At 55.1% G+C, this 24,514-nt stretch carries 23 protein-coding genes; 12 read left to right on the forward strand and 11 right to left on the reverse strand.

Features of this window, described 5'->3' with window-relative positions:
- Positions 1-182 precede the first annotated feature (182 nt).
- From P1X16_RS07475 to P1X16_RS07505, 7 genes are all read right to left on the reverse strand, one after another.
- Positions 183-1,196 carry a beta-ketoacyl-ACP synthase III gene (locus tag P1X16_RS07475; protein ID WP_277227319.1) on the reverse strand — a complete coding sequence of 338 codons (1,014 nt, stop codon included), beginning with the start codon at positions 1,194-1,196 and terminating at the stop codon, positions 183-185.
- A 57-nt stretch (positions 1,197-1,253) separates the two neighbouring features.
- On the reverse strand, positions 1,254-2,195 hold the full coding sequence (gene plsX / locus P1X16_RS07480) for a phosphate acyltransferase PlsX (RefSeq protein WP_277227320.1): 942 nt from the start codon (positions 2,193-2,195) through the stop codon (positions 1,254-1,256).
- 111 nt (positions 2,196-2,306) lie between these two features.
- On the reverse strand, positions 2,307-2,534 hold the full coding sequence (gene rpmF / locus P1X16_RS07485) for a 50S ribosomal protein L32 (protein WP_022822852.1): 228 nt from the start codon (positions 2,532-2,534) through the stop codon (positions 2,307-2,309).
- A 58-nt stretch (positions 2,535-2,592) separates the two neighbouring features.
- Complete coding sequence (locus tag P1X16_RS07490) at positions 2,593-3,126, reverse strand: DUF177 domain-containing protein (RefSeq protein ID WP_277227321.1); 534 nt, start codon at positions 3,124-3,126, stop codon at positions 2,593-2,595.
- 77 nt (positions 3,127-3,203) lie between these two features.
- Positions 3,204-3,572: a helix-turn-helix domain-containing protein gene (locus tag P1X16_RS07495; RefSeq protein WP_277227322.1), complete on the reverse strand. Its 369-nt coding sequence runs from the start codon at positions 3,570-3,572 to the stop codon at positions 3,204-3,206.
- A gap of 352 nt (positions 3,573-3,924) precedes the next feature.
- Entirely contained in the window at positions 3,925-4,977 is a 1,053-nt protein-coding gene (pdxA, locus tag P1X16_RS07500) for a 4-hydroxythreonine-4-phosphate dehydrogenase PdxA (protein ID WP_277227323.1), read from the reverse strand.
- 135 nt (positions 4,978-5,112) lie between these two features.
- Positions 5,113-6,567, reverse strand: a complete 1,455-nt coding sequence (locus P1X16_RS07505; RefSeq protein ID WP_277227324.1) for a leucyl aminopeptidase — start codon at positions 6,565-6,567, stop codon at positions 5,113-5,115.
- 290 nt (positions 6,568-6,857) lie between these two features.
- Between P1X16_RS07505 and rsmA the strand changes: the two genes are divergently transcribed.
- From rsmA to P1X16_RS07545, 7 genes are all read left to right on the forward strand, one after another.
- Complete coding sequence (gene rsmA, locus P1X16_RS07510) at positions 6,858-7,643, forward strand: 16S rRNA (adenine(1518)-N(6)/adenine(1519)-N(6))-dimethyltransferase RsmA (RefSeq protein WP_277227325.1); 786 nt, start codon at positions 6,858-6,860, stop codon at positions 7,641-7,643.
- Between the two features lie 25 nt (positions 7,644-7,668).
- Positions 7,669-8,061, forward strand: coding sequence for a hypothetical protein (locus P1X16_RS07515; protein ID WP_277227326.1), 393 nt, complete (start codon positions 7,669-7,671; stop codon positions 8,059-8,061).
- An 11-nt stretch (positions 8,062-8,072) separates the two neighbouring features.
- Positions 8,073-9,038, forward strand: coding sequence for an NAD(P)-dependent oxidoreductase (locus P1X16_RS07520; RefSeq protein ID WP_277227327.1), 966 nt, complete (start codon positions 8,073-8,075; stop codon positions 9,036-9,038).
- A gap of 164 nt (positions 9,039-9,202) precedes the next feature.
- Positions 9,203-9,676: a transcription elongation factor GreA gene (gene greA, locus P1X16_RS07525; RefSeq protein ID WP_277227328.1), complete on the forward strand. Its 474-nt coding sequence runs from the start codon at positions 9,203-9,205 to the stop codon at positions 9,674-9,676.
- Between the two features lie 143 nt (positions 9,677-9,819).
- Complete coding sequence (locus tag P1X16_RS31315) at positions 9,820-10,704, forward strand: nuclease A inhibitor family protein (RefSeq protein WP_346771239.1); 885 nt, start codon at positions 9,820-9,822, stop codon at positions 10,702-10,704.
- A complete protein-coding gene (locus P1X16_RS07540) occupies positions 10,644-11,294 on the forward strand; it encodes an endonuclease V (protein ID WP_277229494.1) in 651 nt (216 codons plus the stop codon). The genes P1X16_RS31315 and P1X16_RS07540 overlap by 61 nt, the downstream gene beginning before the upstream one ends.
- 95 nt (positions 11,295-11,389) lie before the next feature.
- Positions 11,390-13,036 (forward strand): M28 family peptidase, encoded by a 1,647-nt coding sequence (locus P1X16_RS07545; protein WP_277227329.1) that lies wholly within the window; start codon positions 11,390-11,392, stop codon positions 13,034-13,036.
- A gap of 154 nt (positions 13,037-13,190) precedes the next feature.
- Here the strand turns inward: P1X16_RS07545 and P1X16_RS07550 are convergent, their stop codons facing one another.
- The 3 genes from P1X16_RS07550 to P1X16_RS07560 all read right to left on the reverse strand — a co-directional run bounded on the left by P1X16_RS07550 (position 13,191) and on the right by P1X16_RS07560 (position 17,228).
- A complete protein-coding gene (locus tag P1X16_RS07550) occupies positions 13,191-14,234 on the reverse strand; it encodes an AI-2E family transporter (RefSeq protein ID WP_277227330.1) in 1,044 nt (347 codons plus the stop codon).
- 72 nt (positions 14,235-14,306) lie between these two features.
- Positions 14,307-15,470, reverse strand: coding sequence for an MFS transporter (locus P1X16_RS07555; RefSeq protein ID WP_277227331.1), 1,164 nt, complete (start codon positions 15,468-15,470; stop codon positions 14,307-14,309).
- 330 nt (positions 15,471-15,800) lie between these two features.
- Positions 15,801-17,228, reverse strand: coding sequence for a DNA/RNA non-specific endonuclease (locus P1X16_RS07560; RefSeq protein WP_277227332.1), 1,428 nt, complete (start codon positions 17,226-17,228; stop codon positions 15,801-15,803).
- A 529-nt stretch (positions 17,229-17,757) separates the two neighbouring features.
- On the opposite strand from P1X16_RS07560, the gene P1X16_RS07565 reads away from it, so the two are divergent.
- From P1X16_RS07565 to P1X16_RS07575, 3 genes are all read left to right on the forward strand, one after another.
- The gene (locus P1X16_RS07565) at positions 17,758-19,548 is read left to right on the forward strand and encodes a DUF885 domain-containing protein (RefSeq protein WP_277227333.1); all 1,791 of its coding nucleotides are present in this window, start codon (positions 17,758-17,760) and stop codon (positions 19,546-19,548) included.
- 147 nt (positions 19,549-19,695) lie between these two features.
- Positions 19,696-20,052, forward strand: a complete 357-nt coding sequence (locus P1X16_RS07570) for a thioredoxin family protein (RefSeq protein WP_277227334.1) — start codon at positions 19,696-19,698, stop codon at positions 20,050-20,052.
- Positions 20,053-20,273: 221 nt separating this feature from the next.
- Positions 20,274-21,008: a YdcF family protein gene (locus tag P1X16_RS07575; protein ID WP_277227335.1), complete on the forward strand. Its 735-nt coding sequence runs from the start codon at positions 20,274-20,276 to the stop codon at positions 21,006-21,008.
- A gap of 326 nt (positions 21,009-21,334) precedes the next feature.
- Here the strand turns inward: P1X16_RS07575 and P1X16_RS07580 are convergent, their stop codons facing one another.
- Positions 21,335-22,735: an NAD-dependent succinate-semialdehyde dehydrogenase gene (locus P1X16_RS07580; RefSeq protein ID WP_277227336.1), complete on the reverse strand. Its 1,401-nt coding sequence runs from the start codon at positions 22,733-22,735 to the stop codon at positions 21,335-21,337.
- 263 nt (positions 22,736-22,998) lie between these two features.
- Here P1X16_RS07580 and P1X16_RS07585 point away from each other — a divergent pair, with 263 nt between their 5' ends.
- Both P1X16_RS07585 and P1X16_RS07590 read left to right on the forward strand, forming a co-directional pair.
- Positions 22,999-23,559 carry a sigma-70 family RNA polymerase sigma factor gene (locus P1X16_RS07585; RefSeq protein ID WP_277227337.1) on the forward strand — a complete coding sequence of 187 codons (561 nt, stop codon included), beginning with the start codon at positions 22,999-23,001 and terminating at the stop codon, positions 23,557-23,559.
- 2 nt (positions 23,560-23,561) lie between these two features.
- Entirely contained in the window at positions 23,562-24,491 is a 930-nt protein-coding gene (locus P1X16_RS07590) for an anti-sigma factor (RefSeq protein WP_277227338.1), read from the forward strand.
- The last annotated feature ends 23 nt before the right edge of the window (positions 24,492-24,514 follow it).

Raw genomic sequence — 24,514 nt, forward strand, 5'->3', positions numbered from 1 at the left:
AGAGGGGGAATTAGAAATCGGTAACGGGGTGATTTGACACAAGGAAGAAAGGTCAAGCAGCCAATTACCAACTCTTCAATTTTGTAAGTTTTCTGTTCAAAAGAAGTGCCGTCCCGGAAAAGTGGCGGGGCGGCACATCGGGAGTGCAAGTATAGAGGTTTTCCGCAACCGAGCCGCCGTAGTTACACGGTGATTGGGTCAGGCTTAGGATCGTACGCCCATTTGAGGTAGATAGAGCCCCAGGTAAAGCCACCACCAAAAGCGGCTAGAATTAGGTTATCCCCTTGGCGCAGTTGCTGTTCGTAGTCGGCGAGGCAAAGCGGAATAGTGGCATTGGTTGTGTTGCCGTACCGTTGGATGTTGAGCATCACCTTTTCCGGCCCCACGCCCATACGGTGCGCTGTAGCGTCGATTATACGCTTATTGGCTTGGTGCGGTACCAGCCAGGCCACGTCGTCGTTGGTGAGGTGGTTGCGCTCCATCACCTGGGCGGCTACATTGGCCATGTTGGTCACGGCAAACTTGAACACTGTAGCCCCCTCTTGGTATACGTAATGTTCCCGATTTGCTACCGTTTCAGCGGATGGAGGACGGCGGCTACCGCCCGCTTTCTGGTACAAGTATTGTTCGCCTCTACCATCGGAGCACAAAACTTGGTCTTGCAAGCCGTATCCTTCGGTGCTAGGCTCCAGCAGTACAGCACCAGCCCCGTCGCCGAAGATAATGCAGTTGGCGCGGTCGGTATAGTCAACAATAGCCGACATCTTATCGGCACCTACCACCACTACTTTCTTGTACGTGCCCGTTTGAATGTATTGCGAACCAGTAGCGAGGGCAAATAGGAAGCCCGAGCAAGCCGCCTGCATATCAAAGCTGAAAGCCTTGGTGGTACCAACGGCAGCCGAAATAATGTTGGCCGTAGCCGGAAACACCAGATCGGGCGTTGTAGTCGAACAAATTAACAAGTCAATTTCTTCGGGCTGCGTACCTGTTTTAGCAAGTAACTGCTGCACCGCTTTGATGCCCATTACCGAAGTGCCCTGGTCTTCACCTTTTAGAATTCGGCGCTCTTTGATGCCAGTTCGAGTTGTGATCCACTCGTCGGTGGTGTCCACCATCTTTTCGAGCTCCTGGTTCGTAAGCACGTAATCAGGCACATACGAGCCCACTCCGGTTATAGCGGCGGTAATTTTCATTGAAGAAAAATCGGAAAACGCGGCAAGAAAAAATCCGGCCTGGGCCGGACTTAGTCGCTAAGACTTGAAGGTATTTTTGATCTGGTCGGAGATGCCGGATTGAGCCATTTGGTATCCTTGCAACAACATGTTGCAGATAGCCAATGGCGTGCTCACACCGTGCCCGATAATAGCGTTGTCGTTGATGCCCAAAATGGGGGACCCCCCAACGGCCTCGTAATTGAACTTGTCGAAGAAGGGGTCGCGCATCTGCTTTTCGGCCATGATATCGTAGATGGACTCGGCCATCTTCAGCATCACGTTGCCAGTGTAGCCGTCACAAACAATTACATCGGCTTTGCCATTGAAAAGGTCGCGCCCTTCAATGTTACCAATGAAATTAACGTGCGGGTTCACCTTAAGTAGTTGATGTACTGCCTGCGTGAGAGTCGTGCCTTTGCCTTCTTCTTCGCCTATGTTCATCAATCCCACTTTAGGATTGGTAATACCAAGCACATACTGCGCGTACAACGACCCCAACTCACCGAATTGCTCCAGCATTTCAGGTTTGCACTCGGCATTGGCTCCTACATCGAGTAAGATGCCCATACCACCATGCAGCTTCGGAACAAAGTTGGCAATAGCAGGCCGGAGCACACCAGGTACAGGCTTCACGCTGAACATGGCACCTACGAGCATGGCGCCCGTGTTGCCAGCCGAGCAAAATGCGTCGACTTCGCCAGTGTGTAGCAGCCGGTAGCCCACGGCAATGCTAGAATCTTGCTTCTGCTGATACGCTTTGGCCGGATGTTCACCCATCTCAATGATTTGAGAGGCTGAGACCAACTCAAGGCTAGCAGCTGCGTCGCCGTGCTGGTCTAAGAGAGGGCGGACGGCTGCTTCTTGGCCGATGAGCACAATCTGCGCCTTGCCGGCAAGTTCTTGTGCGGCGAGTACCGCACCATCGACCGCAGCCTGGGGCGCAAAATCGCCCCCCATAGCGTCCAGGGCTATCTTCATGTACGAGGTATCAAGGAGGAGTCTGGGAGAGGAACCTTACGTAGCCTCCCGGCTTCCTTTAGTGAGGAACAAGGCCGGGAGGCAATGTAAGGGGAAAACGGGGCTGTACGTCTATTCTTCGTCGGTGTCGGCAGCGGCGGCAGGAGCTGCAACCGGAGCGTAGCCTTTGATGGCTACTTTGCCGTGCAGGTACAGGTCGCCATCTACTACGTAGGCCTTATGACGGAGGTGCAGCTCGCCCGTGTTTTGGCAGAGAGTAACTGCCTTTGGGGTCAGCTTGTCGTGGGTGCGACGCTTGTCGCGGCGGGTCGAGGATTGGCGTCTCTTAGGATGTGCCATGAGTCAGGAAATATGAAATGGTAAGTGTTGCTTGTTGAGTGAAAAGCGACTCAGGCGCTTAGTTGAGGTTACGCAGCGCGTTCCAGCGCGGGTCGGTGCCCTCGTCGTCATCGTCGTCATCGCCGGGCTGGCGAGTGGTAAAGATGAGCTTGGTTTCCGATTCAGGGTTTTCGTCGGGCTCGTTTTGAAAGCGCGGATGCAGCTTTTTCATCGGCAGCGCCAACCCAATGTAATCGAACATGTGTTGTGCCAGGGGAAGTGTCTGCGTGTCGGGGGTGATTTGCAGCACGTTGTCGTCTAGTTCAAGCTCCCGGTCGCCGTAGCGAACCAAGAGTTGTTCGTGCACGTTCACATCCTGGTCGTATTCATCGAGGCTCCGGTCGCAGGTGAGGCGTACCGTACCCGTAATATCAAAGTTCAGCGTGAGCAGGCGGTCTGTCTTGATCAACGTCACATCTGCGTGGAGCTTGCCATCCGGGATGAGCTGCTGATCGAACTGCTCGAAAAACGCGCGGTCCAGCTCATACGCAAAATGGTGCGTTTTGTCGGCTAGCTTGGCAATGGCCAGGTCGTATTCAACGTTCTTCTTCACGGTCAATTTATAGCAGGGGGCAAAAGTAGAAAGATTTTGCCGTTTAGTAAAAGTAGGCGCTAAAGCAAGGTTTGGCTTTAGGCATTTTTCAGGATGAACTCCGGGGGAATTCCTAACCGCTCGTAGAGGCGTTTGGCCAAATCGAGCGTAACGCGGCGTTTGCCACTAAGGATCTGCGAAAGACGCCCGGCTGGTACTTCCAGCAGCTGCGCTAAGTCTTTTTGCTTAAGACGCATCTGCTGCCGCTTCAACTCTATCATATCTGCTAGTGAAGTAGGTAGATTAGGTATCGGCAGCAGGCCTAGCTTATCCTCATACGTGTCGAGTGCAACTATCAACTCCCGGAACTCGGCTTCTAGAGCGTCATTGCCTTCAAAACCAGCAGCGACCAGCGCATCCATTCGGCGTAGGGCCGTGCGGTAGTCAGATGGAGTTTGAAGAATCATAAAGCAGTAAGAAAACGAAAGTGGGGTTCAAGTATGGCTTAGCGGCTGCAAAGTTACGCGCTTGTTTTAAAACAGCAAAGTAAATTTCGTTTTTGAAAAGAATGTTTCAATTTCGATTAGCTACAGTTTCTGTGAGTTGTAGTTAGGACTATAGCTTAATGTGCAGTTCATGCCTGAGTTAAAATGATAAAGTCACCATTCAGATAATGAATGGTGACTTTATGTAGTATGCGGTAATATGTTTATAATGAACGAGTAAGGATCAGCTGAAAATGTGCTAGCTAAGTCTTTACTGCGGTGTTCTTAATTTCTTAAACCAATGTGTAAAGACGACTAGCACACTCCGCGCAGGTTACTCATAGCGGCCGCCACGTGGGGCAGCACTCGGCACCAGCGGCTTGATTTCAGCCAAGGAGGCGCGTTGCCGCACTAGGTCACAGGCTAAATAAAGAGCTTCCCGGAACGAGGTTTCGTCGGCTTTGTATTGGCCTGCTATACCATAGGCAGTGCCGTGGTCGGGAGAAGTGCGAATGACGGACAGGCCCGCGGTGAAGTTGACGCCTCGCTCGAAGGCTATGCTTTTGAACGGAATCAGGCCTTGGTCGTGGTAGAGGGAAAGGGTAGCGTCGAACTGGCGGTACTGGCGAGTGCCGAAGTAGCCGTCGGCGGGGTAGGGCCCGAATACCAGATGGCCTTCCTGGAGCAACTGCTGGATAACGGGCGTCACTACCTCTTGCTCTTCCGTGCCAAGTAGGCCATTTTCGCCGGCATGGGGATTAAGACCAAGCACAGCAACTTTCGGTTTATCAATTCCGAAATCTTGCTTTAAAGACTTTAATAGAATGCGCAGCTTTGTGAGTAGCAGCTCATTGGTGACGCGGCTAGGCACATCTTTCAAAGCAATATGCCCCGTGGCAGTGGCTACTCGAAGTTCTTCACTGGCGAGCAGCATCAAGCTCTCGGAGGCGCCAAAAAAGGTGGTAAGAAATTCGGTGTGGCCCGGGTAGCGGAAGTCGTCGGCTTGGGTGTTTTCCTTGCTGATGGGGGCCGTGACCAAAGCATCGAGCAGGCCAGCCTTCAAGTCGCGGGACGCTGCAAGCAAGCTTAAGCGGGCGGCGGTGCCGCTGGCAGTGGTGGGCTGGCCGGGAGTAAGCACGAAGTCTTCTTCCCAACAAGTCACGGCGTTGAGTTTGCCGGGAGCAATATCGGTGGCTTCGCGGACCTGACGAAAGGTGAGGGATTCGCTGTCTTTGGCTACCGGAAAATCGTCGAAGAGCACTGTAGCCGTGCCATATACAACAGGGGTGCAGAACTTAAGCAGCCGCGCGTCGAGGAAGGTCTTGTATATGATTTCCGGCCCGATGCCGGCTAGGTCGCCGACGGAGATGCCAATGCGTGGGAGCATGGAAGGAGTGTAGATGAGTGAAAAAGGACCGTCATGCCAAGGTTGCCGAACCACTTCGAGAACTGCGTAGACTAGTTGCTCTATGTCAGTACGTAAGGTGCCTCGGCAAGCTTCACATGACAGTCTTATTGTGACTTATACTTTGGTTTTCAGGAAATCGTAGGTGAGGCGGACGGCGGTACCAGTGCCGCCTTTGCCGCGGTAGGAGTCGGGGGCAGTGAGGTAGGCAGGACCCGCAATGTCGAAGTGCACCCATGGGTACCCTTCGATAAAACGCTCCAAGAATTTACCAGCGGAAATAGCGCCAGCCTCGCCTTTGCCGATGTTGTTGATATCGGCAATGTCGGATTTGATGTGGTCGGCGTACTCGTCCCACAGCGGAAACTCCACTAGGCGCTCATGCGTGCGGTGACCGGCTTGCTTCAGCTCATGCATCCACTCGTCGCCAGCGGTACCCATTGCTACAATGCCTTCCTTGCCAATGGCGCGAGCAGCAGCACCCGTGAGGGTAGCAAAGTCGAGCACTAATTCGGGGTCGTATTTCTTGGCAAATGCCAGCGCGTCGGCTAGCAATAGACGGCCCTCGGCATCGGTGTTCAATACTTCCACCGTCAGGCCACTGTACATCGTGATGACGTCGCCGGGAGCAAAAGCGAGGCCGCCGGGGCGGTTGTCGGTGGCGGGCACCAAGCCAATAACGTGCAGAGGTACTTGGTTTTTAGCCAGCGCATAGAGTACGCCCGTCACGACCGCGCCGCCCGCCATATCGAGCTTCATCATGTCCATGCTGTTGGGCGTGGGCTTCAAACTCAAGCCGCCCGTATCGAACACGACGCCCTTACCAACTAGCACGTACGGCTTGGCGTTGGTGGCTCCCGCAGGCTTGTACTCCATGATGGTAAACGTAGGCGGCTCGGGGCTACCTTGGTTGACAGCGAGCAAACCTCCCATGCGCAAGGCCTCGATGCGGACTAAGTCCAGAATTTCGGTGTGATAACCTACTTCTTCGCCCGCAGCGGCCATGCGCTCGGCAAACTGCGTGGCATTGAGCTTGTTGAGGGGCGCATTTACTAGGTCGCGGGCCAAGAACACACCTTGCAGCACGCCAGCCAGTTCTTGCACTTGCGTAGCCGTGATGTGCGAACCAACCAGAATGAGTTTCTGGAGGTCGGGCGCTTTCTTGGACTTCTCATCGGTTTTGTATCCTTCAAACTGATAAGCAGTCAGCGCTAACCCTTCGGCCAGCGAAAGAGCACCGGTTTCCGTTAGGTCGACTACGTACAGCTGACGCACTTTGTCGGCTTTCAATTGCGCGTGCAGCTGGTGGCCGCTTTTGCGCAACGCCTCGGCGGCAAGATGGGGCGTGATTTTGTCAGTGGCGGGCGCCACTATATAATAATGGTGATGCGAATACTGATTGAGGCGAATCAGCTTGGATTCAGTGGCTAGTTGGTCGGCTACGTAGCTGCGGGCCGCTTCGGGCAAGTCGGCGGCGGCGGAAATAGGCAGTTCCGTGGTGCCAGCGGGCACAATAAAAACGGTGTCCGCAATGGAAGGAAAATCAGCGGCGTGGGCGAGTTCAAGCGACATGGGAAGCACAAAAAGCAGTGAAAGCCGAAGGTAAAGTTCGCCACCGCCGGTTTTGGCGACGTAGGCGTACCTTTGGGCGTGAAGGTAATTGAAGTTTCTAGTAGCTGGTTTTCACTAGGTGGTCGAATTGCTAGCGGAGCTGGTGCGCCAACCGCTGAAAACTCTGTGGCTTGGTGCCGCTTGTAGTGTACGTAGTTAACCTAACAGCTCGGCTATTTTTCTACAACCTGCCCGCACACGTGTTGCCACTAGCAGACCCCATTGCCACGCAAGCATAATTTTCCCTCCCTATGGATTCCGTTAAAGCCAAAAAACACTTAGGCCAACACTTTCTGGCTGATACCAACATTGCGCGCAAAATAGTGGAAGCCTTGCAACTGCCCGATGGCGTGAAGGAAGTGCTGGAAATCGGCCCGGGCATGGGGGTATTAACCGAGACGTTGCTGCAAAACCCGAGCTACCGCACGTCGGTGGTGGAAATTGACCGGGAGTCGGTAGCGTACCTGCAAAAGCACTTCCCAGCGCTGGCCGACCGGGTTTATAGTCAGGATTTCTTGAAGATGGACTTAGGCAAGCTCTACAACCAGCAGCCCATTAGCATCATCGGCAACTTTCCCTATAACATTAGCAGCCAAATTTACTTCCAGGTGCTGGCCCACCGCCAACAGGTGCGCGAAGTGGTGGGTATGATTCAGAAGGAAGTAGCCGACCGGCTGGCCGAGGGGCCTGGCTCGAAAACCTATGGTATCCTAAGCGTGCTGCTGCAGGCGTACTATCGTATTGAATATTTGTTTACGGTACCGCCGCACGTTTTCAACCCGCCGCCTAAGGTGCAGTCGGCCGTTATTCGCTTGACGCGCAACGAGACGGAGCATCTGGACTGTGATGAAAAGCTGTTTTTTAAAGTGGTGAAGCAGGCTTTTGCCACGCGGCGCAAGACGCTACGCAATGCCCTTAAGCCGTTCGGCATGCCCCCGGAAACCACCACTGACCCAATCTTCGATAAGCGTGCAGAACAGTTAAGCGTGGCCGATTTTGTGGGCTTGACAAAGCGGGTTGAAGCACATAGCGTTTAGGGTCTTTGCAAAAACATCTGACACAATGTCAATGCTTTACAAGCTGATTCTCGCTATGGCTGTATTGTGCTTAAGCTGGTATGTTCTGTCTGATCTGTTTGATGAAGATAATATAACCCATCTGACTGGATGCTATTACACTGCCAGTTATGATAACGGTACGGCATTGCATTTATACCAAGATGCTTCTAGGCCATACGGAAAACCTTTGTTAGATCGAGTGTATGCAGCCTACAGAAGCAGCAGGTACCTAGTTGTACGGGCTGGTATAAACTTATATTTTCTTTATCCTTTGCGTGCCACCTCGGTGCAAAAAGCAGAAGAAAGTAGGGTAGGTGCATTAACAAAAAATGAGTTAATGAAAGAGTTGTTGCACCTCACAGGGGACACAACTCTTGCTCCAGTAGGATCTTTTTAAATCATCAAATCATGTCCCTCTGCCTCGTCATCGACGAAATGCACCCTAGTTTGCCTGAGTACATGCAGGAAATTGGGGTGACGCTGCATTACCACCCCGAGCTAAAAGCTGCGGAAGTGCCCGCTGCGCTAGCGGCGCACCCCTACGACGGGCTGATGGTCCGGTCGAAGTTGCGCGTGACGACTGAATTGCTGGCCCACGGTCCGCACTTGCGCTACGTGGCCCGGGCGGGAGCAGGAGTTGACAACATCGACGAGGAAGCTATGGCAGCAGCGGGCGTTACATTGCTGAACGCCCCGGAAGGCAACCGCGACGCAGTAGGAGAATATGCAGTGGGGCTGCTGCTGGCGTTGTTCCGTAACATTTTGCGGGCCGACCACGAAGTGCGCGCCGGACAGTGGCGGCGAGAGGCAAACCGTGGCGAGGAAATCCAAGGAAAAACTATCGGCTTGCTAGGCTACGGGCACATGGGCCGGGCCTTTGCGCGCCGCCTCTCGGCGTTTGGCTGCACGGTACTCGCCTACGACCACGACCCCACGATACTTCCCGATGAATATGCCGCGCTGGTTTCTTTGGCCGAGCTACAGGACCAGGCCGAAGTGTTCAGCTTGCATATACCATATTCGGCGGCAAACCATCATTTCGTGAACGAAGCGTTGCTGCAAGGTTTCCGAAACCCGATTTGGTTGCTCAACACTGCCCGCGGCGAAGTTCTCGATCATGCGGCCCTCGTTCAGAGCTTGCAGAGCGGCCAGGTACGCGGCGCGGCGTTGGACGTACTCGACAATGAAAAGTTAGCAACCCTGAATCCAGAGCAGCAAGCGCGGTTTAGCTTCCTTTCGACTGCCCCCAATGTGCTCTTATCGCCGCACATAGGCGGCTGGACGTTTCAGTCGTACCGGCGCATAAACGAAGTGTTGGCGGGTAAGCTGAAAGATTTTTTGGATTCTGGCAGTCAAGCAAAGGTTGCAGGTTGAGTGGCTGCTAGTTAGTAACTGGAACCACCTGTTGGCCGCAGTCAAGTGGTGGCAGGAGGTAGCTTCAATCCAGAAACTATGTATATTTGCCTAAACCAGGTTTGGGAGAACGGTCGGCGCCGCTGACCGTTCTCCTTGTTTTTTAGCTTACCATCAACCTAACCATGGCCACCATAAATTACTACACCGCCGAGGGGCTGCAGAAACTCAAAGACGAGTTGCAGGACCTCAAAATTCGCGGCCGGGCCAACGCCGCCGAGCAGCTGCGCGAAGCGCGTGATAAAGGAGACTTAAGTGAAAATGCCGAGTACGACGCGGCCAAGGACGCTCAAGGCCTGCTCGAACTTAAAATTGCGAAGCTGGAAGAAGTAGTTGGCAACGCCCGTCTGCTCGACGAGTCGAACCTCGATACCAGTAAGGTGCTCATCATGAGCAAAGTGAAGCTCAAGAACCTGAAGAATAACATGGTGCTTGATTACACGCTCGTAGCCGAGGAAGAAGCGAACCTTGCCGCCGGGAAGATATCCGTGAAGTCACCTATCGGCAAAGGCTTGCTCGGCAAGTCAGCCGGCGATACTGCCGAAATAACGGTGCCTGCGGGCAAGCTGCTTTTCGAAATTCTTGAAATCAGCCGCTAGAAAGTAAGAGAGTAGCAAAGCGAATCAGGTGAGGGACGAGGCCAAGGGCTTCGTCCTTTTTGCGTTTTGGCTCGTACTTTGGCGCAAGCAGAACACATATTCTTTTCTACTCCGTTACTCCCTCACTCTGTTACTCTCAAAGTATGGCTTCCATTTTCTCCCGTATTGTGGCTGGTGAGCTGCCAGCATATAAGGTTGCGGAGGACGACCAGCACCTGGCGTTTCTCGACATCACGCCCCTTGTAGAAGGCCACACGCTCGTGATTCCCAAGCGGGAAGTGGACTACATCTTTGATTTGCCAGCCGAGGAGTTGGCGGCGCTGCATCTGTTTGCGCAGCGCGTAGCCATAGGCGTGGCCGCGGCCGTGCCGTGCAAGCGCATTGGCGTGGCGGTTATCGGCCTGGAAGTGCCGCACGCGCACATTCACCTGATTCCAATGAATAAGGTGTCGGACATGAACTTCGCTAACCCCAAAATAAAAGTAGCCGAAGATCGGATGAAGGAGCTGGCCGCCGCCATTGCCGCGCAAGTGCCTCTGGCTGCTGGCGAAACCTCACGTAAGTCCGCTTCTCTGGATTCGAAAGGCAGCCGCGAAACTACCGAGGCCAACGAGCCCGCTACCACAGAGGCTTCTGCCGATGGCGCGACAGCGCAACTACAGCAACTCACCCAAGGACTGGTCTTCATGAGCGAATCGGATGCGCCGCTGGAGCCGGTAAGCTACCCGGCCCCAAGCGGCGAACTGACGGATGCAACCTTGCTGAAGCTACTTGGCGAGCCAGCCGATACCAAGGTCGAAGCCAAGGAACTGACGGTATTCCTGCGCAACCATACCGCCGACCAGGGCGTGCTCGGCGACCCGGCGCAAGCCAACCGGTTCAAGGCCCTGCAAATGTTTATGAAGCAGGAACTTCAGGATACCAAGGTGTATCGCGTTGGCAGCGGCCCGCAAGTAAAAGCTTATGCATTAGGCAAAACCGAGGACGGCAAACTAGCTGGCTTCAAAACAGTACTGACGGAAACCTAAGATGCTGTTCAGGCAAGGTAGCTGGGTGGGTTGTTCTTTGGGTCTATAAAGTTGCTGTTGATAGGCAACAGCAAGAATTACTGCTGCCTATGATAGTGGCATTGGATGTGTACTACCGCCAGCAACAGGCCAAGGCTGTTGCTGTCACGTTCGAGGCATGGGACAGTACAACCCTAACCAACAAGCACGAAGCCAAGCTCTCCGGGCTAGAGCCTTATGAGCCAGGAGCCTTCTACAAGCGGGAACTACCGTGTTTGCTGGCGGTCTTGGAGCGAGTCGACTTAAAGGAAGTGAACTACGTGGTGATAGACGGGTACGTAGTGCTCGATGACGATAATCGGCCCGGCTTAGGGTGGCATTTGTACCAGCATCTGGAAGAGAAAGTGCCAGTTATTGGAGTAGCAAAGACGCGCTTCTATCATTCCGGCCGCCAGGTAGTGGGAGTGCTGCGCGGCCAAAGCAAAAGTTCGCTGTATATCACCAGCGCCGGAACAGACGTAGCAACTGCGGCGGCTTTCATTGGGAAAATGGCGGGTTTTTATCGAATACCAGCTTTGCTTCATGAGCTTGATTCACTCACCAGAAGTTGAAGCTCACTTCGTGCTTTTGTAGCAACATCTGCTGAACACTTGTTGAGCACTCAACAAGTGTTCAGCACTTCTTTCATTTATTTCATTTACAACGCATGAGGGTAAAGTCATTTGCGCTTTTAGCAGGAGGTATATTCACAACGGTAACAGCGTTTGCCCAATCTACCGGGGTACCCAAGGCGCTCCAGAAACCCCTGGACAAAGTCAGCGCCGCCGACTACAAGGCGCACGTGCAGTACTTAGCCGATGATAAGCTGCAAGGCCGACTGCCCGGTACGGCGGGCTACCAAATGGCGGTAGACTACGTGGTGGAGCAATACAAAAAACGCGGTGTACTGCCCGCCGGCGAAAATGGCACGTACCTGCAAACTGTGCGTTTGCGGCGCGCTTTTACCGAGCCGGGCGCTACCCTGCGTCTGCAAGCACCGCAAGGCCCGGAGCAGGCACTGACCTACGGCTCCGACTTCACGTTCTACCCCAATCCGGCAGAAGCCAGCACCTCAGTGGCCGCGCCACTAGTGTTTGCTGGCTTCGGTATCAGTGCCCCCGAGCTAGGCTACGACGATTACGCAGGCCTCGATGCGAAGGGCAAAATAGTAGTGGTGACGCGGGAAGAGCCCAAGCAGTTTCCAGATGCGGTGCGCCTCTACAACACCGATGTACTAACCATTCTGCAAACGGCTGCCCAACACGGCGCTGTGGGCGTGCTGCTAGCCGCAGCCAAGCCGTCCGCTCACCTAGCCGACCCGCCCAAAGGCGTGGTAAGTGTATTGGGTGCCGACGGCAACGTGGCCGTGTCGCGTACCTACGGCGGCGCTCAGTTGCGCGTGTTGGGCTCGGTAAGCGCCGCTACCTTGCAGCGGCTCTTTGCCGGTGCCGCTACCGATACCACACGGGCCTTGGCATCGTTGCGGGCTGGTAAGCCAGCTTCGGTAGCTTTGCTGCCGCGCCTCACAGCCACGCAACGTACTCGTTACCAGAATGTAGACAGCTACAACGTAGTCGGCAAAATCCAGGGCACTGACCCTAAACTGCGTGATGAATACGTGGTGCACACCGCCCACCTCGACCACATTGGCATAGGGACAGCCGTAGAGGGAGACTCCATCTACAACGGCGCCCACGACAACGCCACGGGTGTAGCTAGTCTGCTGGAAATAGCGGGCGTGTACAGCCGCCTCAAGGACAAGCCCCGCCGCTCGGTGCTCATTACGATGGTGACTGGTGAGGAAATGGGCTTGCTTGGCTCTGCCTACTTCGCGCGTAACCCCACGGTGCCCAAAAGCCAGATAGTGGCCAACATCAATACCGATATGCCTACCATCATTGCGCCGCTGCTGTCGGTGGTGGCGTTGGGAGCGGAAAATTCTTCGCTAGCCGCTCCCGTGGCTGAAGCAACAAAAGCCCTAGACTTAACGGTGGAAGCTGACCCCGAGCCGGCGCAAAACCGTTTCATCCGCTCAGACCAGTATAGCTTCGTAACCCAAGGCATTCCGGCTCTGCACATCAAATACGGCAACAAAACCGCCGATGGCCAAAACAACCTCAGCCAACAGGTACAGAAGTGGCGTGCCCGCTACTATCATAAGCCCCAGGACGGCATGAACGGTCAGTTCGATTTCGATGCCGGCCGCAAATACGCGCAACTAAACTTCCTGGTCGGCTACCTGGTCGCCAACAACCCTACACGCCCGATCTGGAACACCGGCAATTTCTTCGGTGAGCGGTTTGCCAAGAAGTAAAAAGCAGCCTTCAGGGCATTAAAATAAGTTCTAAAGCTCCAGAACGGTCATGCTGAGCGCAGTGCAACGAAGCCGAAGCATCTCGCTAGTGTAGTAAACTCTTTACTACTGCAACGATTCGAGCGAGATGCTCCGGCTGCGCTCAGCATGACCGTTATACGTTGGAGGATTTGGCCTTTGTAATGGCCCGTAGCCGATTTTCGCGCTCAAACACCTTCATCAGTACGATGAAGTAAGAAAGAAGCAGCGGACCGAGAACCAAACCCAGGATGCCGAAGATATTCACGCCCAATACCACACCAGCTAGCGTAATAAGCGGATGAATGTCGCCGATGCGGCGGGCTAACACGATGCGCAGTAGGTTGTCGATGTTCATGATAATAATGAAGCCAATCAACAGAATACCAACTCCTTGTCCGGTAGCGCCTTGAGTTAGCTTCAGGATAGCGGCTGGTAGCCATACCAACGGGGTGCCCAGCACCGGGACGAAGGCCAGGAAAAAAGACACCATACCCCAGAACAGAGCATCGGGCACGTGAAAAATCCAGAGCGTAAGGCCGGTAAGCAGGGCCTGAACGAATGAGATAAGCGCCTGACCAAGCACGTTGGCATTCACATTGTTTTTCAACGATTCGCCCAGCTCCTCTATCGTGCCGTCGCGAAAGGGCAGGTAACGGCGCAACCCTTTCAGAAAACTGCCTTCCTGCGTGTACATGAAGTACAGCGTGAACAGCATCAGCCCGATAATGACCACAAAATGCAGCAAGCTGGTGGCCAACGACGGGAGGCGTTGACTAAGCCACGCCACACTTTGCTGTAGCAATGACCGCACGGTTTGCTCGTTGGTGAAGGTGTAGCCAATCTTGCGCTCAATGGTGTGCAGCACCGTCATAATTTGGCTGGTATCCTGGCCGTAGTAGCTGATGCGGTTGACGAGCATCAGCGTAAGGGCAGTGAAGGGTAGGATGATAACTACCAGCGCGAAAATCAAGATGCCGATGGTTACGACCTGCCGATTCCAGCCGCGTTGGTGCACCAGCACCTTAAACCAAGGCCGGAACACCACGAACAAGATGCCAGCTCCTAAAAAGCCGGTGATGTAGCCGCCAAGCCCAAACAGAATAAGGCCCGCCAGCACCAACAGACAGGTAATCAGCAGCACAGACTGCTGCCGGTTAGAATAGATAGTATCAGCCATGACAAGGGAGGAGAGGAGGACTAGTAAATTACAAAATTGTCTTTCTGTATCGAAAGCCAACCAGTGAATTACCTACACCCGCGCCCGGCTTGCCAGCGCCGTTACGCACAGTCCCATCAGGGCAATAATGGCAAACGATACTCGTAAGCTAGTAGCTCCTGCCACCAAACCGATAACCGGCGGCCCCAGCAGAAAGCCCGCAAAACCGACCGTGGATACCGCTGCCAGCGCCATGCCCGGCGACATAACCGTGGAGCGCCCCGCGGCCCCATACACCAGCGGCACCACCGACGACACACCTATGCCCACCAACATAAAGCCAATAGTAGCGGGCACCAGAGTGGGCAGCAGTACGGCCAGCACCAAACCCGAAGCCGAAAATAAACCACTCAGTTGCAGGGTGCGTTGGCGGCCAAACCGGTCGGTGAAGGAGTCGGCCACGAAGCGCCCGGCGGCCATGGTGCTCATAAAAGCCGTGAAGCCGACTCCCGCCCAGGCTTTTTCAGCGTGCACCACTTTGTTGAAATACACGCCGCTCCAGTCGAACATGGTGCCCTCGCAGAGCAAGGAGCAGAATGCCAGCACGCCCAACAGCAGCAATGACTTGTCGGGGAGCACGAAGATGGGTTGGTTGGGGTCTTGGCCAGCATCTTCAGGAAGCAAGTAGGAGCGCATGAGTAGGATGCCCAGCGCCACAGTGCCGGTTATAAGTGCGAAGTGCACAACAATAGTTGCGCCGTAGCCGATCATGAGGGTGCCTATTGCGGCTCCAATAAAGCCCGCCAAACTCCAGATACCGTGAAAAGAGGCCATGATGGACTTGCCGTAGAGAGCCTCGACGCCAACGGCTTGGGTATTGACGCTGATGTTGGACATGTTGGCTGCCAAACCAAAGAGCACCAGCCCTGCCAGAAGCTGCGTGGTAGTTTCAGCCAACCCCAGCAGGGTAAGCACAGTAGCGTAGATGGACAGCCCAAGCACGGTAATCCGCCGGCTTCCGTAACGCGCCACCAGCCATCCGGAGAGGGGTAACGACAGCAGTAGCCCAACGGGTACGGCCAGTAACACCCCGCCCAACTCGGTATCGGAGAGCTGAAGGCGTTGCTGCACAGTAGGAATGCGGGCGGCCCAGGAAGAAAAGCACAGTCCTTGCAGAAAAAAAGAGGTGCCCACCGCTACCCGGTGAACAAGGCGCGAGGTAGCGGGCGGTTGTGACTTGTATGTTTCGGCAATCATCTGGAAGAGAAGCAGATTAGAGCAGCGCGTGCACTCCTTTGGAACTACGCTGGAAGCTTGGTAGATAAGTCGTCGTAAAGCCGATGAGAAACCCTGGGTCAGCTACAAAAAAGCCCACTACGCACCAGTAAGTGCGCAATGGGCGGGAGTAGAGAGCGGAGGGGCGGCAGCTGCACCGAAAGCGCAGCAAGGCAAAGATACTCAGGACTTCTACGAGGACTAGCACGCGAAGTAGGAAGGAAACACCAAAAACTGCTTGGAGCAGTAAAGCAAGGCCGCGTCAACCCCACGTCGCCGCGCTTAAACCAGATTACTCCGTGCTTCCAATCCTTACTGCACTGGTCCTGTATCTGCCCGTGCCTGTAGGCGGGCCTGCACATCTAGGGGCAGGTTGCTTAGCAGGTCCAGGCCCGTGGCGGCCTCTAGGGCATCGACACTTACGCGGTAGCGGCTCCAGTCGGGACTTATAGATTGGTCGTTTGGGGTGTCGATGGCAATGATACGGGCCTGACCGGCAGCAATGCGGCGCAGATCATCAGAGCCTTCCGGTAAAATAACCAAGACCTTCCACACGTGGGCCGGCACCGTCACCCGGCCATTGTCGATGGTGGTTTTCAAACCATTGAGGCCAGTACCGCCTTTGCCGTAGCTGCCCATCACAATGTACACTTCCTGTCCGTTCCTGACCTGCTGCCGAGTCCATTCCTCTAAGTCGCCCCAGGTGCGCTGGTTGTTGTTGGGCGCCTGCGGAATCATGTTGGTCATCAGGAAGGTGGCCGAATTGTCGTCGAGGTCGGTGGTGCGGTCGGCGGAGGGGCAGTTGTGGCCTTTGTCGAAGCCAGAGCCAGTGTAGGAGCTGCGCGTTACGGCGTAAAACGTGCCAGGCAAGGCCGGGTCGGGGCGGAAATCGTCTTGGCGCGGTGCCGAACCCATCCACGCCCGGTTTAGGTGCCAACTCACCCAGTTCGGGATGCCGCGCTGATTGTTGTAGCTCAGCGTGTACTGCGGCTTGGTCATCAGGTAGTTGTTTGGAGAACTTGGGCTGGCGGTAGCCCCGCTTGGGTTGCCCAAGGCCATGTTGTCGTCGCGGCTCGTGACAATGGCCGTAGCCTGCTTCCGGGCTGTAGCGGGCGGCGGGGTTGTGGCGCTTGGGGCGCCGGTTGCGCCTGCCACTGCCGCTCCGGTGGTGCTTTCCAGGGCAATGTCATCGATATTGAGCCGGCCTTTGCCCGTATCGATCTTGCGAATTTCCAAACGCAGCGCACTGGTGGTGCTACCCTGGAATGTGGTGGTCACTAGCTGCGTGCCTTGCGTACGCACCGGCTGCCCAATGCGGCGGTAGTTGCGGTCTCCGTCTGTGCTGCCCCATAGTTCCCAGGTGCTGGCGGGGTCGGTGCCGTACGCAGCGCTGCTAATGCGGATGGTACGTACCCCGGCTGGCGCGTTGAAATTCATTCGCAGCCGTCCCTTTTCCCGCAGACGGGCCGCGTGCTGCCCGTTCTTGTGGTCTTGCTCGGAGCTGCCAATCAAGGCTTCCACGAAATGCCAGGAGCCTGAGCCTAGCATTTCGTCGGCTTCGGAATACCCGCCTTTGCCGCCTGCCTCAAACGTTTCGGGGAAGCTGCCAGCAGCACTTTGTTGAGCAGGCGCCTGCACATCGATGACGGGCGGGCCAGTAGGCAGTGGCGGACGGCTGGTTTCGGCGGCTTGTTGTGAGCAGGCTAAGAGAGGAAATAGGAGGGCGGGGAGGAAACGCATGAGAAGAGAGCGGGTGAGCACGGATTGCGAACTAGGCCATGGCGTGAGCTTTGCAGCTCCGGTTGAAGCATACAACGTAGCAATTAGCTGCCACTAGCAAGTTGGATAATAGCACAATTAACTAAGCCCCGAAACTAGCTTAAAGCTCAGCATTCTTTCAACTATGAAGAAACTATTCTGCATAGCCCTGTCGGCTTGCGCTTTTCAAACAGCTCATGCCTAAATAACCACTATACTGGCTCCGCATGCTATTCTCAAGAAATTACCCTGATACTTTACCTGGGAAATCCAGCTAGATAGGCTCGGAGTTTTCGGGGCAGTAATCTTAGGAGGCTAGCAGCGCGTTTTCTGGTAGGCTTTGTTCATGCAGCAGTGCCAGCGGTACATCATCTTGCCTTTTAGCCCTTGGATATTAGTAGGATCTAATCTTAATGAAAAAGAAAAGATAATTCGGTGACGCACGGCAACAACCCAACGGCAAACTTCGTCACTGCCCATACTGTCAATTAACTTCTAGTAACCGCACTACATGCCCCAACCCCTACGCCTGAAGCTTCTACTAGCGGCCACTGCCCTCACCGGCTTCGCTTACCTGAGCAGTTGCAGCCAATCCGGTGAAATCAGTGAAACCGTGGATGCCGAAACGGCCAATGACAGCTTCGAACGGTACAAGGCGCGCTTCCTGGATTCGTTGTGGTACTACAACCCCAAGTTTGCCAGCAGCAAAGGCTACCACCGCTACGATTCGGTGCTGATAATTCCGACGGCTGCCCGGCGGCTCGGCGAGGCAAAGGTCCTGAAACGGCGCGGCAAAGAACTGGCCACCTTCAAGCCTACCGACTTGTCGGTGAACAACCAAACGGACTGGCATCTGATGCAGAACTACCTGCAAGCGGGCCGCTGGCAGCTCGATACGCTGCGGGAGTGGGAGTGGAATCCGGCCAACTACAACCTAGGCGCCTCGGTGGCCGAAATTCTAAATGGTCGCTACTGGCCCCTCGACCGCCGGCTGCGCGCCATCAGCCTCAAACTTGCCCGCTCCACTGAATATTACGCTGCCGCCGAAGCCAACATCCAGAACCCAACCAAGGAGCACACTGAACTGGGCATCAAGCAAAATGAGGGCGGGCTGGCTGTATTCGGTAAAGCCTTGCAGGATTCCATTGCCAGGTCGGGGCTGACGGCGCGCGAGAAAGAGGACTTCAAGAACCGCTTGGCTACCACCCGGCTCAGCATCGAAGACTACCTGCGTTTCCTGAAAACCGAGGTGCTACCCTCGGGCAAGTTCCGCAGCTTCCGGATAGGCAAGGCGCTCTTCGACAGGAAGTTTTTCTACGACATCCAGTCCACCTACACTGCCGACCAAGTGTACGCCAAGGCCCAGCAGAACCGTGCTAGGCTGCTGCGTGATATGAAAGTCCGGGCGGCGCGGCTCTATCCTAAGTACTTCCCCAACCAGCCACTGCCCACCGATTCGCTGGCGCTGGTCAAGCAGGTGATTGGACGGTTGTCGCAGGAGCACGTGACGCCGTCAGGGTTCGTGGCGGCCGTGAAGGCGCAGATTCCGCAGTTGGTGCAGTTCGTCAACGACAAAAAGCTGCTTACGCAGGACCCTAGCAAGCCGCTGGTGGTGCGCGAAACGCCGCTCTACATGCGCGGGAGCGGTGCGGGCGCCAGCGTTTCGGCTCCCGGCCCCTACGACAAAGCCGCCAACACTTACTACAATGTAGAGCCGCTCACCGGCCAGTCCGCTACCAGTGCCGAGAGCTATTTGCGCGAATACAACAACTACACGCTGCAAATCCTGAATATCCACGAGGCCATTCCGGGCCACTACACGCAATTAGTATACGCCAACCGCAGCCCTTCGCTCATCAAGGCGGTCTTCGGTAATGGGGCCATGGTGGAAGGCTGGGCCGTGTACGCTGAGCGCATGATGCTGGAAAGCGGCTACGGCAGCAACTCCGACGAAATCTGGCTGATGTGGGACAAATGGAACATGCGCGTGACCCTCAACACCATTCTCGACCACGAGGTCCACGTCAACAACATCAGCGAGCAAGCCGCCAAAGCCATGCTCCTCCGCGACGGGTTTCAAGAAGAAGCCGAGGCTACCAACAAATGGCGCCGCGCCACTCTGAGCCAAGTACAGCTTAGTAGCTACTTCACGGGGTACACCGAAATCTATGATTTGCGCGAGGAGCTAAAAAAAGCCGAAGGCAACAGCTTCGATTTGAAAACTTTCAACGAGAAGTTTCTGAGTTTCGGAAGTGCGCCCGTGAAGTACATCCGGACGTTGATGCTAAAAAATCCTGTGTAGAAAACAGCCTGTTAGTCACCGCGAAACAGCCCCGGACCGCAAGGTTTGGGGCTGTTTGTGTTTGAACGTGGCAAGCTCTTCATATCTCAGTTGCTGGTCTTTCCGTATTTACTTCAACAAGCTCAGCTATTCCAGTCTAGTGCCTTTATGAAACAAGCAGATCGAGAGCAGGTCCATGACGTCAACGACGAGGAATTGCGTCGGCTCACGCATGAGCACTTGAAAGTATTTGCCAAGTTCACATCCGAGAGTTGCGAAATCTGTGAATTACTGGCGCCCCCTTTCGCCAAGTTTGCTGGCAGGGAGAATTTCAAAAGCATCCTGTTTTTGCGCTTAAACTCCGATGAGAATCCTGTGGCCAAAAAGATGATGCAGGAAAAAGTAGCGCCATTTTTTGTGTCCTATTGCCAAGGCCGCATCCTGGAGTGCGACACGCTAACCGAAGAGCAACAGGTATCCGACATGCTGCAACGGCTGCGGGATCTGGAGCCATTATCGGCGTGAGAAAATTGCGGTTGCACAAAGACGTGTGGGCCTTGCTGGCAGTACTAGCTACGTTTTTACTGATGCTATTGCTCTTTCAGTAAAAGAAAATGCTTCTAGTCTCTAATTATGGCTTGATTTAAACGAAAACGCAACTCATTTTTCAGTTCTTATAAGTACAGGTTTATAGCCTTCGAAAGTATTCGCTAGTGTTTTTTCTGCTTTCCAAACTTCTTGATTTTGTGTTGCTGCCGGTACTGTGGTTGCTCGTGCTACTAGCGGCAGCTCTACTCACACGGCGACCAACGCGGCGGCGAAACCTTGTACGCCTTGCCTTACTGTTACTCCTGCTCGGTACCAACAACGCGCTGCTAAACGAAACCTTGCTGGCGTGGGAGCTACCCCCAGTCCGGCTAAAGAGCCTACCACGCCACGCCGATGCCGCCGTGTTGCTGACGGGCATCACGAGCGTCAGCAAGTCGCCCCACGACAGGGTGTATTTGCACGAGGGTGCCGACCGTCTCACCAATGCGCTGTGGCTGTGGCGGGCTGGCCGGGTGCGGCACATCTTGGTGTCGGGCGGTTCGGGTGCCATGATGAAGAAAGCCCACACCGAAGCCGCCGACCTGATTACGCTGCTGCATCTAGCCGGCGTCCCCGATTCGGTTATCATCAAAGAAGACCGCAGCCGCAACACCCGCGAAAATGCTCTGTTCACCAAACAGATAGTAGCCAAGCGCCCCGAATTAGATACGTTGATCTTGGTTACCTCGGCTTTCCATCAGCGCCGTGCCCTCGGCTGCTTTCACAAGGTGGGTCTGCACCCGTTACCATTCCCCGCTGGCTTCCGCTCCACCGACCGGGCCCCCACACCCGACTACTGGCTTATGCCCGGCAACGATACACTTGGCGGTTGGGGCCTGCTGCTGCATGAAATTGCGGGCTACCTCACCTATCGGATACTAGGTTACTGCTAGTTCGTATGTATGAGCTTGGTTTTCGACTCTTTAACCGCCCACTCTGCATTTTTTCGGACGGCATAACCCGTGGTTATTGCGGCTTTATTAGAGCCCGATACTTCTAAATTGAAGTAGACAGTATCCTCCCCGTCGCTTAACCTACATTGGTAAGCAGTGCTGCTAACGGTTTCTATGTTGTACCTCTTCTTTACTGAAGTTAGTATAGGATCAACAAAAGGGTATTCGGATTTGAACTGATAATAGAAGCCTCCTCCCATGATGGCCATCATGATGAGTAGAGCTAGGATTGTACCTACTGCGTCTCGCAAAGTCATGAAGGCAAGTTACTCTACCTTCTTCTGCTTCTCGGGGTTTTCTTCTTTGGCTATCCAAATGGACTTCTGGTTGACAAATTCCCGAATGCCCAAGTACGACAACTCCCGGCCGTAGCCCGACTTCTTAACGCCCCCAAACGGCATTTCCGGCGACGACTTCACCATGCTGTTCACGAACACCGCGCCAGCCTCCACTTGGCGGGCTAGCTCTTCGCCGCGCTTCACATTCTGGGTCCAGACGGAACCGCCGAGGCCGAAGCGCGAATCGTTAGCGAGGCGGATAGCATCGTTGGCATCTTTGGCTTCCAGAATAAGGGCCACGGGGCCGAATAACTCTTCGTGGTAGGCGCGCTGCTTGGGCTTGATGTTGCTCAGGATCATGGGCCGGAACAGGGCGGTACCGGGCTTACTTTGGCCGCCGTGCAGCTCCACTTTAGCCCCCTGCTTTATAGAATCCTCGACTTGCTGCGTGATTTCGTCGGCCAAGTCGGGACGGGCGAGGGGGCCGTATTGGGTGTCCTCATCCAGCGGGTCGCCGGTGCGGAAGGCCAGCAGGTGCGTTTTCATTTTGCTGATAAACTCTTTCACCACCGGTTTTTCCACAATGAAGCGCTTGGCCGCAATGCAGCTCTGCCCGGCGTTGATCATGCGCGCCTGCGCAGCGGTTTTGGCGGCTAGCTCCAGGTCGGCGTCGGCCAACACTATAAATGCATCCGAGCCACCGAGTTCCAGCACGGTTTTCTTGATTTGGCGGCCAGCGGTGGCGGCTACTTGCGCGCCGGCTGGCTCCGAGCCGGTAAGCGTCACGGCCCGCACCCGGTCGTCCTCAATCAGTTTCTCAACCATCTCCGAGCCCACCAGCAGCGCTCGGAAGGTAGCCGGTGGGAAACCAGCATCATGATAGATCTTTTCCAGCGCCAGGGCGCATTGGGGCACGTTGGAGGCGTGTTTGAGCAGCCCGACATTGCCGGCCATCAACGCGGGCGCAATAAAGCGCACCACTTGCCAGAGCGGAAAATTCCAGGGCATTACGGCCAGCACCACCCCAATTGGTTCGTGGCTGATAAAGCTGCGCTGCGCCTCGGTTTCGATGATGTCGTCGGCCAGGAATTCCTCGGCGTGGTCGGCATAATAGTCGCAGCAGAGGGCGCACTTCAGCACTTCTGCGCGGCCGTCCACTACGGGCTTGCCCATTTCCAGCGCCATAATGCGGGCTAGCTCGTCTTGCCGCTCCCGCAATAGCTTAGCGGCGCGGTGCATAAGCTGCGCACGGTGCGCAAACGTAGTGGTGCGCCATTCGGCCGCCGCCCGATGCGCCTGGCCCAGAATGCGTTCGGTTTGGGGCCAGCTAAATGCGCGGAAACGTCGCTCAACGCGGCCGTTATAAGGATTTATGGAAGCTATAGGCATGAGAAGCAGGGGAGTAGGAAAGGAATAACAGGGTGAGCACTTGAGGCAGTGATGTTGAAAAATAAACAGAGCGGTAAACGCTCCTTTACACAACTACTCGACCTCATCTGAGTGTGCAACTAACCGCAAAACGTAGTCGTAGCACGCAGGTTACGGAGCTCGTGCGTGATTTTGAAGGTTGAGTTTCCAAACAAATGCGTTAGAAGTGTACTTTCGTCCGGCGAAGGGTCTGTAATGCCCATCGTTCTATACTGTTGTAGCCCGTGAATGTAATCCCCCCCGAACCCGTACCTTCTCTATCAGAAGAGGACTTGCTGGTGCAACGCCTCCGCGACCGGGACGAGTCGGCCATGACCCTGTTCTACGACCGATACTCGGCGGCGCTATACGGCGTCATCATGCGCATTGTCAAGAAAGAAGAAGAAGCCGAAGACGTGCTCCAAGAGAGCATGGTCAAAATTTGGAACTCTTTCGGCTCGTATGACGCTGGAAAGGGGCGACTCTTTACTTGGGTAATGAATGTATGCCGGAATTTGGCTATTGACAAAATCCGGTCTCGACAGTACCGCGTAGGTAGTCGTACACAACCGCTTGAGGACAGCGCCGCAGTACGTGAGCCCGCATCTCCCACGTTCCGGCCCGAGCACATCGGCTTGCAGGAAATGACCAAACAACTCAACCCCGACCAACAGCAGGTCGTCGATATGCTGTACTTCGGAGGTTACACGCAAAGTGAAGTAGCCGAAGAACTGAATCTGCCCCTGGGCACGGTAAAAACCCGCGCCAGAGCAGCTATTAAAGTACTTTCTAAACTGATTCGATAGTCGTGGACACTCAGCAATACATCGAATCAGGCATTCTGGAAGAATATGCATTGGGCATATTGTCGGATGCCGAGCGTTCCGAAGTGGAGCGTTTAGCGGCCATTCATCCCGAAATTCGCCACGAACTAGACGTCATTGTTATGGGCCTCGATGCCTATGCCGAGGCGCATTCTATCACGCCTCCCGCCGACATGCGGGAGCGGGTTTTGACCGGCTGGCAGCAAGCCATTCGCCAGCAGGATTCTGAGAAGGATACAAATCCGGTGGTTCCCTTTACTGCCGAGCCTACGCCCACTCCGCAACCCGTAGCAGTTACTCTGCCACCAGTTAGTGCGCCTGCTCCCGAGCCGGTAGTGCGCCCCATCAGCAGTGCGCCAGAACCAGTACAAGCGCAGGCTCCGGCCCGCGGCTTTGGGTGGCTGATGGCAGCCTCGGTGGCCTTGCTCCTCAGCCTAGGCGGTAACTATGTGCTCTACAATCGTTGGCAACACACGCAGTCCGAGCTGTTTGCGGTGCAGAACGAGCAGGCCCGCTTCGCCGCCACGCAGCAAGCTTCGCAGAAACTGATGACTACGCAGCGCCAAGAACTGGCGGTGCTACGCGACGAGCAGTTCCGGCACGTGACGCTGGCTGGTACACCGGCTGCCCCCACAGCAAAAGCCCGGGTGCTCTACAACCCGGCTACGCGCGCTGTGTACGTGGATGTGCGCAGCCTACCCGCGCCCCCAGCTGGCAAGCAATACCAGCTTTGGGCTCTCGACAAAGGGAAGCCGGTTGATGCCGGGGTGCTGGCCGCTACTACTGCGGCTGGCGAGGGGTTGCAGCAAATGAAAGACATTGCCAGCGCCCAAGCCTTTGCCATGACCGTGGAGAACGTGGGCGGCAGCCCAACGCCAACACTCTCCACGATGACTGTGGTAGGGAATATTTAGTTTGCCAAAAGAAAAAGCGAGGA

The sequence above is a fragment of the Hymenobacter sp. YC55 genome, from assembly GCF_029433095.1.
Taxonomy (GTDB): Bacteria; Bacteroidota; Bacteroidia; order Cytophagales; family Hymenobacteraceae; genus Hymenobacter.

Excerpts from the sequence above, each read along its gene's own strand:
- P1X16_RS07495 (WP_277227322.1), bottom strand. The coding sequence starts at position 3,572 with ATGATTCTTCAAACTCCATCTGACTACCGCACGGCCCTACGCCGAATG.
- greA (WP_277227328.1), top strand. The coding sequence starts at position 9,203 with ATGGCCACCATAAATTACTACACCGCCGAGGGGCTGCAGAAACTCAAA.
- P1X16_RS07515 (WP_277227326.1), top strand. The coding sequence starts at position 7,669 with ATGTCAATGCTTTACAAGCTGATTCTCGCTATGGCTGTATTGTGCTTA.
- plsX (WP_277227320.1), bottom strand. The coding sequence starts at position 2,195 with ATGAAGATAGCCCTGGACGCTATGGGGGGCGATTTTGCGCCCCAGGCT.
- pdxA (WP_277227323.1), bottom strand. The coding sequence starts at position 4,977 with ATGCTCCCACGCATTGGCATCTCCGTCGGCGACCTAGCCGGCATCGGG.
- P1X16_RS31315 (WP_346771239.1), top strand. The coding sequence starts at position 9,820 with ATGGCTTCCATTTTCTCCCGTATTGTGGCTGGTGAGCTGCCAGCATAT.
- P1X16_RS07520 (WP_277227327.1), top strand. The coding sequence starts at position 8,073 with ATGTCCCTCTGCCTCGTCATCGACGAAATGCACCCTAGTTTGCCTGAG.
- rsmA (WP_277227325.1), top strand. The coding sequence starts at position 6,858 with ATGGATTCCGTTAAAGCCAAAAAACACTTAGGCCAACACTTTCTGGCT.
- P1X16_RS07550 (WP_277227330.1), bottom strand. The coding sequence starts at position 14,234 with ATGGCTGATACTATCTATTCTAACCGGCAGCAGTCTGTGCTGCTGATT.
- P1X16_RS07545 (WP_277227329.1), top strand. The coding sequence starts at position 11,390 with ATGAGGGTAAAGTCATTTGCGCTTTTAGCAGGAGGTATATTCACAACG.
- P1X16_RS07560 (WP_277227332.1), bottom strand. The coding sequence starts at position 17,228 with ATGCGTTTCCTCCCCGCCCTCCTATTTCCTCTCTTAGCCTGCTCACAA.
- P1X16_RS07565 (WP_277227333.1), top strand. The coding sequence starts at position 17,758 with ATGCCCCAACCCCTACGCCTGAAGCTTCTACTAGCGGCCACTGCCCTC.
- P1X16_RS07580 (WP_277227336.1), bottom strand. The coding sequence starts at position 22,735 with ATGCCTATAGCTTCCATAAATCCTTATAACGGCCGCGTTGAGCGACGT.
- P1X16_RS07570 (WP_277227334.1), top strand. The coding sequence starts at position 19,696 with ATGAAACAAGCAGATCGAGAGCAGGTCCATGACGTCAACGACGAGGAA.
- P1X16_RS07475 (WP_277227319.1), bottom strand. The coding sequence starts at position 1,196 with ATGAAAATTACCGCCGCTATAACCGGAGTGGGCTCGTATGTGCCTGAT.
- P1X16_RS07555 (WP_277227331.1), bottom strand. The coding sequence starts at position 15,470 with ATGATTGCCGAAACATACAAGTCACAACCGCCCGCTACCTCGCGCCTT.
- P1X16_RS07505 (WP_277227324.1), bottom strand. The coding sequence starts at position 6,567 with ATGTCGCTTGAACTCGCCCACGCCGCTGATTTTCCTTCCATTGCGGAC.
- rpmF (WP_022822852.1), bottom strand. The coding sequence starts at position 2,534 with ATGGCACATCCTAAGAGACGCCAATCCTCGACCCGCCGCGACAAGCGT.